Genomic DNA, 9,490 nt, shown 5'->3' on the forward strand with positions numbered 1-9,490 from the left:
CTCAGAAATACCCCTCTTGCTTCTTCTTCTCCATCGAGGCCGACTGGTCGTGGTCGATGGCGCGGCCCTGCCGCTCGGACGTGGTGGTCAGCAGCATTTCCTGGATGACTTCCGGCAGGGTGCGGGCGCTGGATTCCACCGCGCCGGTCAGCGGATAGCAGCCCAGCGTGCGGAAGCGCACCGATCTCATCGTCGGCACCTCGCCCTCGCGCAGCGGAAAGCGTTCGTCATCGACCATGATCAGCAGCCCGTCGCGTTCCACGACCGGCCGCGGCTCGCTGAAATACAGGGGCACGATGTCGATGTTTTCCAGGTGGATGTATTGCCAGATGTCCAGCTCGGTCCAGTTCGACAGCGGGAAGACCCGGATCGATTCGCCCTTGCCCTTGCGGGTGTTGTAAAGCTTCCACAGCTCGGGGCGCTGGTTCTTGGGGTCCCAGCGGTGATTGGCCGAGCGGAACGAGAACACCCGCTCCTTGGCGCGCGATTTCTCCTCGTCGCGCCGCGCGCCGCCGAAGGCCACGTCGAAATTGAACTTGCTCAGCGCCTGCTTCAGCCCGTCCGTCTTCCACATGTCGGTATGCAGGCTGCCATGGTCGAAGGGGTTGATGCCCTTTTCCATCGCTTCGGGGTTGTGATGGATGATCAGCTCCATGCCGGCGTCGCGCGCGGCGCGGTCGCGCAGCTCGTACATGGCGCGGAATTTCCAGGTGGTGTCCACATGCAGCAGCGGAAAGGGCGGCGGGGCCGGATAGAACGCCTTCTTCGCCAGATGCAGCATGCAGGCCGAATCCTTGCCCACCGAATACAGCATCACCGGGTTGTCGGCCGTAGCCACGACCTCGCGCATGATCTGGATGCTTTCGGCCTCCAGCCGCTGCAGATGGGTCAGCGTGGCCGCCTGACCCCCGGTATGAATGACGGATTGGCTGTTCATCTGGGTGGCCCTTATTCTACGATGGGCGTCCTTTGCCAGATTTTTGCAGCAAGACCAAGACCAACGGGGCCTGAAACGGCGGTGCGACGACGGAAAGGACCACCGTTCCGATGCAGCGCGGAATTCGCGGACGGGCCGGGGCTGCCGGCCGGTTTTGCCAGACCGTGGTTCCACCCGCGGATTACCTTCGCTAATGTTCGTTTATGTTCGAATTTGGGCGCCATCGCGATGCCTCCGCCACCGCAGCCTTGCGGAATCCGCGCCATCTTTTGCCCCTCTTGTGCGGCTGAGACGCGTTTTCCAAAGGAATCTGCTGCCGCATCGCTCTTCAATATTCGATTTCTGCAAAAACGATCATAAACGAAAATTTTTTGCTTGACGGGAATCACGGAGCCGTTACATCTTTTCGCTATCGACAGGCGCGAACGACGGGGAGGGAGCGGCGTGTCAGCACCAGCGCGGCCCGAGGCCGACCTTTTCATTATCGGCGGTGGAATCAACGGCTGCGGCATCGCGCGGGACGCGACGGGGCGTGGGCTTTCCGTCACGCTGGCCGAGATGGGAGATCTGGCGCAGGCGACCTCGTCGGCCTCGACCAAGCTGTTCCATGGCGGGCTGCGCTATCTGGAATTCTTCGAGTTCCGGCTGGTGCGCGAGGCGCTGGAGGAACGCGAGACGTTGCTGGCCGCCATGCCGCATATCTCGTGGCCGATGCGCTTCGTGCTGCCCTATTCGCCGCAGATGCGGTTCGAAAGCGACACGCCGACCTCGCGCATCCTGTCCCTGGCCATGCCCTGGCTGCGCGGCCGCCGCCCGGCCTGGCTGATCCGGCTGGGGCTGTTCCTTTACGACAACCTGGGCGGGCGCAGGATCCTGCCGGGCACCAAGCGCCTGGACCTGGCACGCGATCCGCTGGGCAAGCCGCTGAAGCCGGGCTTTCGCCTGGGCTGGGAATATTCCGACTGCTGGGTGCAGGATTCGCGGCTGGTGGTGCTGAATGCCCGCGATGCCGAGGCGCGCGGCGCCACCATCCTGACCCGCACCCGCGTCACCCGTGCCGAGCGCGCGGACGGGCTGTGGCGCATCACCACCGAGGGGCCGGACGGAACGCGCACCCATCATGCCCGTGCGCTGGTCAATGCCGGCGGGCCGTGGGTCGAGGACGTGATCCGCAACGTCGCCCATATCCCCTCGACCGAGGGCGTGCGGCTGGTGCGCGGCAGCCATATCGTCGTGCCGCGGCTTTACGATCACGACCGCTGCTATTTCTTCCAGGGCGAGGATGGGCGGATCATCTTCTCGATCCCGTTCGAGGAGGACTTCACCCTGATCGGCACCACCGACATGGATCATCAGGGATTGCCGGGCGAAGCGCGCTGCTCGGAGGCCGAGCGCGACTATCTCTGCGCCTTCGCCAGCCGGTATTTCGCGCGGCCCGTGACGCCCGACCAGGTGGTCTGGACCTATTCCGGGGTGCGGCCGCTTTACGACGACGGCGCGAAATCGGCCACGGCGGCGACGCGGGACTACGTGCTCAGCCTGCATGACGAGGGCGCGCCGCTGCTCAACGTCTTCGGCGGCAAGATCACCACCTATCGCCGGCTGGCGGAAAGCGCGCTGGCGAAGCTCGCGCCCTTCTTTCCGCAGGCGGGCGGCGACTGGACGGCCCGGGTGCCGCTGCCCGGGGGCGACTTCCCGGTGGACGGGGTCGAGGCCCTGATCGCGCAATTGCAGGCCAGCCATCCGTTCCTGTCGCCGCGCCTTGCCCGCCGGCTGGTGCGCACCTACGGCACCGAGGCGTTCCTGCTGCTGGACGGTGCCGGAAGCATGGCCGATCTGGGCCGCGACTTCGGCGCCGGGCTGACCGAGGCCGAGGTTAACTGGCTGATCCGCAACGAATTCGCCCACAGCGCCCAGGACATCCTGTGGCGGCGCACCAAGCTGGGCTTGCACATGAACGAGGCGCAGTGCCGCGAGTTGGGGGCGTTCGTCGCGACGCGGCATGCCGCCTATTCGGCGGCGGAGTAAGGGGGAGGAAGGCTTTGCTGGAATTGCAGGGCGTATCTCGGTCGGTCGGGGGCAGGGTGCATATCCATCCCACCAGCCTGACCTTGCAAAGGGGCAGCATGAACGTGCTGCTGGGGCCGACGCTGTCCGGCAAGACCAGCCTGATGCGGCTGATGGCCGGGCTGGACCAGCCGACGACCGGCCGCATCCTCTGGGACGGGCAGGACGTGACCGGCCGGAGGGTGCAGGACCGCGGCGTCGCCATGGTCTATCAGCAATTCATCAACTATCCCGGCCTTTCGGTCTATGAAAACATCGCCTCGCCCCTGCGCATCCTGGGCCGGCCGCGGGACGAGATCGACCGCAAGGTGCGCGAGACCGCCGAGATGCTGCACCTGACGCCGATGCTGGCGCGCAAGCCGCTGGAGCTTTCGGGTGGCCAGCAGCAACGCTGCGCCCTGGCGCGCGCGCTGGTCAAGGGCGCCGGGCTGGTGCTGCTGGACGAGCCGCTGGCGAACCTCGACTACAAGCTGCGAGAGGAGTTGCGGATCGAGATCCCGCGCATCTTCGAGGCATCCGGCGCGATCTTCGTCTATGCCACCACCGAGCCCGAGGAGGCGTTGCTGCTGGGCGGCAATACCGCCACGCTCTGGGAAGGGCGGGTGACGCAGTTCGGCCCGACGCCGACGGTCTATCGCCAGCCGGTCGATGCGACGACGGCGCGGGTGTTCAGCGATCCGCCGATGAATTTCGTCGGCGCCCGCAAACAGGGCGCTGCCGTCAGCCTTGGCGAAAGCGCGCTGGCCGCGGGCAGCTTTGCCGATCTGCCGGACGGCGCCTATCTGGCCGGGTTCCGCGCCAACCACCTGTCGCTGGCCAGGCATCGCCCGACGGCGGTCGAGTTCGCCTGCCGACTCGTCGGGACCGAGATCACCGGCTCGGAGACCTTCGTCCATGTCGAGCACGGCGCCGACCGCTGGGTCGGGCTGGTCGAGGGCGTGCACCTGCTGACCGCCGGCCAGCCGCTTTCGGTCTGGCTGGACCCGGCGCATGTCTATCTGTTCGATGCGTCCGAGCGGCTGGCCGCACCGGCCGCCTATGCGAAGGCGGCCTGACATGGCACAGATCACGCTCAAGAACCTCGCCCACAGCTATCTCGCCCATCCGCGATCCGAGGCGGATTACGCGCTGAAGGAAATGGATCATGTCTGGCAGGACGGCGGCGCCTATGCGCTCCTGGGCTCGTCGGGCTGCGGCAAGACCACGCTTCTGAACATCATCTCGGGGCTTCTGACCCCCAGCCACGGCCGGGTGCTGTTCGGCGACCGCGACGTGACCGCGGCGCCCACGGCCGAGCGCAACATCGCGCAGGTGTTCCAGTTCCCGGTGGTCTACGACACCATGACGGTGCGCGACAACCTGGCCTTCCCGCTGAAGAACCGCGGCAAGGACGCCGCCTATATCAAGGCGCGCGTGGACCAGATCGCCCGCATGATCGGCATGGAGGCGCGGCTGGACCGCAAGGCGCAGGGCCTGACCGCCGATGCCAAGCAGAAGATCTCGCTTGGCCGCGGCATGGTGCGCGAGGACGTGAACGCGATCCTGTTCGACGAGCCGCTGACCGTCATCGACCCGCATATGAAATGGGAGCTGCGCACCCAGCTCAAGCAGTTGCACCGCCAGTTCGGCCATACGATGATCTACGTCACCCACGACCAGACCGAGGCGCTGACCTTCGCCCAGAAGGTCGTGGTCATGTATGAGGGCCGCGTGGTGCAGATGGGCACGCCCGAGGAGCTGTTCGAGAAGCCCGCCCATACCTTCGTGGGCTATTTCATCGGCTCGCCCGGCATGAACTTCCTCGATGCCGAGGTGCGGGGCGACCGTGCCCTGCTGCCCGGCGGCGAGGTGGTGGCGCTGGGCGCGCATTACGCCCCCGCCGCGGGCCGGGTGCAGATCGGCATCCGCCCCGAACATGCCACGCTGGTCGCCGGCGGCGGGCTGCCGCTGACCATCCGCCGCATCGAGGACGTGGGCCGTCACCGCCTGGTGCGCGGCGAGGTGACGGGCCTGCCGCTGAACGTGGTGATGCCCGAGGGCATGCCGGTCGACGGCCTGCCGCAAGTCGCCTTCGCGCCCGACAAGATCAACGTCTATGCCGACGACTGGCGCGTGGCGCCCGAGCGAGAGGGGGCCGTCTGATGGAAAAGACCCAGAACAACCGTGCCTGGCTACTGGTCCTGCCGGTGCTGGTCGTCGTCGCCTTCTCGGCGGTGATCCCGCTGATGACGGTGGTGAACTATTCGGTGAACGACACCTTCGGCAACAACGCCTTCTTCTGGGCGGGCCTCGAATGGTTCGACGAGATGGTGCATTCCCGCCGCCTGCACGAGGCGCTGGGGCGGCAGGCGCTGTTTTCCGCCATCATCCTGGCGATCGAGGTGCCGCTGGGCATCTTCGTGGCGCTGAACATGCCCAAGAAGGGCTTCTGGTCCAGCCTGGTGCTGGTGCTGATGGCGCTGCCCCTGCTGATCCCCTTCAACGTGGTGGGCACGATCTGGCAGATCTTCGGCCGCACCGATATCGGCCTTCTGGGCCATACGCTCAAGGCGCTGGGGCTCGACTACAACTACACCAACGATCCCCTGGACGCCTGGATCACCGTGATCGTCATGGATGTCTGGCACTGGACCAGCCTTGTCGCGCTGCTCTGCTATGCCGGGCTGCAATCCATCCCGCAGGCCTATTACCAGGCTGCCCGGATCGACCAGGCCAGCCGCTGGGCGGTGTTCCGCCATATCGAGCTGCCCAAGATGAAGGGCGTGCTGCTGATCGCCGTGCTGCTGCGCTTCATGGACAGCTTCATGATCTATACCGAGCCCTTCGTGGTGACCGGGGGCGGTCCCGGCAACTCGACCACCTTCCTGTCCATCGACCTGGTCAAGATGGCGGTCGGGCAGTTCGACCTTGGTCCCGCCGCAGCCTTCTCGATCATGTATTTCCTGGTGATCCTGCTGGTCTCATGGGTGTTCTACACCGTCATGACCAATATCGACCGCAGCCAGTCCGACATCCCGGAGGCCATGTGATGCGCGTCAAACCCTCTGCCCTGGTGATGGTGCTCTACCTGCTGTTCCTGCTGATCCCGATCTACTGGCTGGTCAACATGAGCCTGAAGACCAATGCCGAGATCACCGGCACCTTCAGCCTCTACCCGCACAACCTGACGCTGCGGAACTATCGGGTGATCCTGACCGATCCCAGCTGGTACATGGGCTATGTGAACTCGATCATCTACGTGGTGATGAACACGGTGATCTCGATCGCCGTGGCGCTGCCCGCCGCCTATGCCTTCAGCCGCTACAGCTTCATGGGCGACAAGCACCTGTTCTTCTGGCTGCTGACCAACCGCATGTCGCCGCCGGCGGTCTTTGCGCTGCCCTTCTTCCAGCTTTATTCCTCGGTCGGGCTGTTCGACACGCATATCGCGGTGGCGCTGGCGCATTGCCTCTTCAACGTGCCGCTGGCGGTCTGGATCCTGGAAGGCTTCATGCGCGGCGTGCCCAAGGAGATCGACGAGACCGCCTATATCGACGGCTACAGCTTCCCACGCTTCTTCGTGAAGATCTTCATGCCGCTGATCGCGAGCGGAATCGGGGTCGCCGCCTTCTTCTGCTTCATGTTCAGCTGGGTCGAGCTGCTTTTGTCGCGCACGCTGACCTCGGTGAACGCCAAGCCCATCGCGGCGACGATGACGCGCACCGTCTCGGCCTCGGGCATGGACTGGGGCGTGCTGGCGGCGGCAGGGGTGCTGACCATCATCCCCGGCGCGCTGGTGATCTGGTTTGTCCGCAACTACATCGCCAAGGGCTTTGCCCTGGGGAGGGTCTGATGTCCGACACCGCCATCCCGACGCAAGGGCGCGTCGCCTGGCCCGCGATCTATGCCTTGGCCGCCGCGCTGATGGCCGCGATCCTGGGCTTCCTGGTCTGGGCCACGCCGGTCAAGGACGGCGCCAGGGACTGGTTCGCGCCGATGATCGCGGGCGGCTGGATGGCCTGGACCTTTCCGGTGGCGCTGTTCTTCTGGGTGATCGCCAGCCTGCTGGTGCTGTTCACCATCCTGGCCATCCGCTTTCCGGAAACCCCGCGCCGCGGCATCCTGCGCATCGAGACGACGCGCGGCGACCGGCTGTTCATCTCGCTTCTCGGCTCGGCCTTCATCTGCCTGGGCTGGCTGTTCTTCGCGGGCCCGCCGCTGTGGTGGGGGCTTGCGCTTTGCCTCGTCTATGCCGCGGCGGTGTTCCGCTGGGTCTGACCGGGTTCGAACCAGCTCCAGGGGCAGCGGCGACTGCCCGGGGCGCGCGAAAGGATCAACGTCTCATTCCAAGGGAGGAAAACATGAAACCGATGCAAAGGACCACGGCCATGGCGCTTGCGCTTCTGGTCATGGGGGCGCCCGCATGGGCGGACATGGAGGCGGCGAAGAGGTTCCTCGACGCCGAGATCGGCGATCTGTCCTCGCTCTCGCGCGAGGATCAGGAAAAGGAGATGCAGTGGTTCGTAGACGCCGCGCAGCCGCTGGCGGGGATGGAGATCAAGGTGGTCTCGGAGACCATCACCACGCATGAATACGAGGCCAAGGTGCTGGCGCCCGCCTTTACCGCGATCACCGGTATCAAGGTCACCCACGACCTGATCGGCGAGGGCGACGTGGTCGAGAAGCTGCAGACCCAGATGCAGACCGGCGAGAACATCTATGACGCCTATGTCAACGACAGCGACCTGATCGGCACGCATTGGCGCTATCAGCAGGCCCGCAGCCTGACCAAGTGGATGGAAGAGGAAGGCAAGGACTTCACCAGCCCGACGTTGGACCTCGGCGATTTCATCGGGCTGGAGTTCACCACCGCGCCGGATGGCGACCTCTACCAGCTGCCCGACCAGCAATTCGCCAACCTCTACTGGTTCCGCTACGACTGGTTCAGCGACGCGAAGACGCAGGAGGATTTCAAGGCCAAGTACGGCTACGACCTGGGCGTGCCGGTCAACTGGTCGGCCTATGAGGACATCGCCGAATTCTTCACCGGCCGCGACATGTCCTATATCGAGGGCGGCCCGGCGAAGGCCTGGGGCAACATGGACTACGGCAAGAAGGATCCCAGCCTGGGCTGGCGCTATACCGATGCCTGGATGTCCATGGCCGGCATGGGCGACAAGGGCGAGCCGAACGGGCTGCCGGTCGACGAATGGGGCGTCCGCGTCGACGAGAACTCGCGCCCCGTCGGCTCCTGCGTGGCGCGCGGCGGTGCGACCAACGATGCGGCGGCGGTCTATGCCGTGACCAAGGCCATCGACTGGCTCAAGAACTACACCCCGCCCGAGGCCATGGGCATGACCTTCGGCGAGGCGGGGCCGGTCCCGGCGCGCGGCGACATCGCGCAGCAGATGTTCTGGTATACCGCCTTCACCGCCGATATGGTCAAGCCCGGCACCCCGGTCATGAACGAGGACGGCACGCCGAAATGGCGCATGGCCCCCAGCCCGCACGGCGCCTATTGGGCCGAGGGCACCAAGATCGGCTATCAGGACGTGGGTTCCTGGACGCTGATGAAGTCGACCCCGGTGGACCGCGCGCAGGCCGCCTGGCTTTACGCGCAGTTCGTGACTTCGAAGACCGTGGATGTGAAGAAATCCCATGTCGGGCTGACCTTCATCCGCGAGTCGACGATCCAGGACCAGTCCTTTACTGAACGCGCGCCGGAGCTTGGCGGTCTGGTCGAGTTCTATCGCTCGCCCGCCCGCGTGCAATGGTCGCCGACCGGCACGAACATCCCCGACTATCCCAAGCTCGCGCAGCTCTGGTGGCAGAACATCGGCGACGCGCTTTCGGGCGCCAAGCCCCCGCAGGAGGCGCTGGATGCGCTTTGCGCCGAGCAGGAGCGGGTGCTGGCGCGGCTGGAACGCTCGGGCGTGCAGGGCGACCTGGGGCCCAAGCTGAACGAGGAAAAGGACCCGCAGGAGTGGCTGGACGCCGAGGGCGCGCCCGTCGGACCGTTGGAGAACGAAAAGCCGCAGGGCGAGACGATCTCCTATGACGAGTTGATCAAGTCCTGGCAGTGATGCCTTGCGGGGGCGGGGCCGTGCCTCGCCCCCCTTTCCGATCCGCAGGGACGGATCGTCGAAACCCCGGAAATCGCCATGACCCATATCCTTGCCATCGACCAGGGCACGACCTCGTCGCGTGCCGTCATCTTCGACGCCGGGCTGCATCCCGTCGCCGTGGCGCAAGAGGAATTCCCGCAGCACTACCCCTCCTCCGGCTGGGTCGAGCATGATGCCTCGGACCTTTGGGTGACGGTGGCTGGGGTGGCGCGTGCGGCGGTGGAAAAGGCCGGGCTGCATGCCGGCGACATCGCCGCCATCGGCATCACCAACCAGCGCGAGACCACGCTGCTCTGGGACCGCCGGACCGGCCAGCCGCTGCACCGCGCCATCGTCTGGCAGGACCGCCGCACCGCCGGGCTGTGCGACCGGCTCAGGGCCG

At 65.8% G+C, this 9,490-nt stretch carries 10 protein-coding genes; 8 read left to right on the plus strand and 2 right to left on the minus strand.

Translation table 11 applies throughout. The features are described 5' to 3' along the window. Position 1 precedes the first annotated feature (1 nt). Together cysD and QPR87_RS10435 are read right to left on the minus strand one after the other, a co-directional pair. Positions 2 to 937, minus strand: a complete 936-nt coding sequence (gene cysD, locus QPR87_RS10430; protein WP_011750621.1) for a sulfate adenylyltransferase subunit CysD — start codon at positions 935 to 937, stop codon at positions 2 to 4. Between the two features lie 11 nt (positions 938 to 948). After that, the gene (locus QPR87_RS10435) at positions 949 to 1,326 is read right to left on the minus strand and encodes a hypothetical protein (RefSeq protein WP_285049523.1); all 378 of its coding nucleotides are present in this window, start codon (positions 1,324 to 1,326) and stop codon (positions 949 to 951) included. Positions 1,327 to 1,381: 55 nt separating this feature from the next. Here QPR87_RS10435 and glpD point away from each other — a divergent pair, with 55 nt between their 5' ends. The 8 genes from glpD to QPR87_RS10475 all read left to right on the plus strand — a co-directional run. Then, entirely contained in the window at positions 1,382 to 2,965 is a 1,584-nt protein-coding gene (gene glpD / locus QPR87_RS10440; RefSeq protein WP_285049524.1) for a glycerol-3-phosphate dehydrogenase, read from the plus strand. 14 nt (positions 2,966 to 2,979) lie between these two features. Continuing rightward, complete coding sequence (locus QPR87_RS10445) at positions 2,980 to 4,059, plus strand: ABC transporter ATP-binding protein (RefSeq protein ID WP_011750618.1); 1,080 nt, start codon at positions 2,980 to 2,982, stop codon at positions 4,057 to 4,059. 1 nt (position 4,060) lies between these two features. Further along, a complete protein-coding gene (locus tag QPR87_RS10450) occupies positions 4,061 to 5,146 on the plus strand; it encodes an ABC transporter ATP-binding protein (RefSeq protein ID WP_104492795.1) in 1,086 nt (361 codons plus the stop codon). Continuing rightward, positions 5,146 to 6,033, plus strand: a complete 888-nt coding sequence (locus tag QPR87_RS10455) for a carbohydrate ABC transporter permease (RefSeq protein ID WP_011750616.1) — start codon at positions 5,146 to 5,148, stop codon at positions 6,031 to 6,033. The genes QPR87_RS10450 and QPR87_RS10455 overlap by 1 nt, the downstream gene beginning before the upstream one ends. Further along, positions 6,033 to 6,836, plus strand: coding sequence for a carbohydrate ABC transporter permease (locus tag QPR87_RS10460; protein WP_011750615.1), 804 nt, complete (start codon positions 6,033 to 6,035; stop codon positions 6,834 to 6,836). Before QPR87_RS10455 ends, QPR87_RS10460 begins: the two co-directional genes overlap by 1 nt. After that, entirely contained in the window at positions 6,836 to 7,261 is a 426-nt protein-coding gene (locus QPR87_RS10465; RefSeq protein ID WP_199766641.1) for a DUF2160 domain-containing protein, read from the plus strand. The genes QPR87_RS10460 and QPR87_RS10465 overlap by 1 nt, the downstream gene beginning before the upstream one ends. Before the next feature lie 83 nt (positions 7,262 to 7,344). Then, positions 7,345 to 9,066: an ABC transporter substrate-binding protein gene (locus QPR87_RS10470; protein WP_285049525.1), complete on the plus strand. Its 1,722-nt coding sequence runs from the start codon at positions 7,345 to 7,347 to the stop codon at positions 9,064 to 9,066. Between the two features lie 78 nt (positions 9,067 to 9,144). After that, the coding region (locus tag QPR87_RS10475) for an FGGY family carbohydrate kinase (protein WP_285049526.1) at positions 9,145 to 9,490 on the plus strand (346 nt) is incomplete at its 3' end.

The organism is Paracoccus sp. SSJ (assembly GCF_030234105.1).
GTDB lineage: Bacteria > Pseudomonadota > Alphaproteobacteria > Rhodobacterales > Rhodobacteraceae > Paracoccus > Paracoccus denitrificans.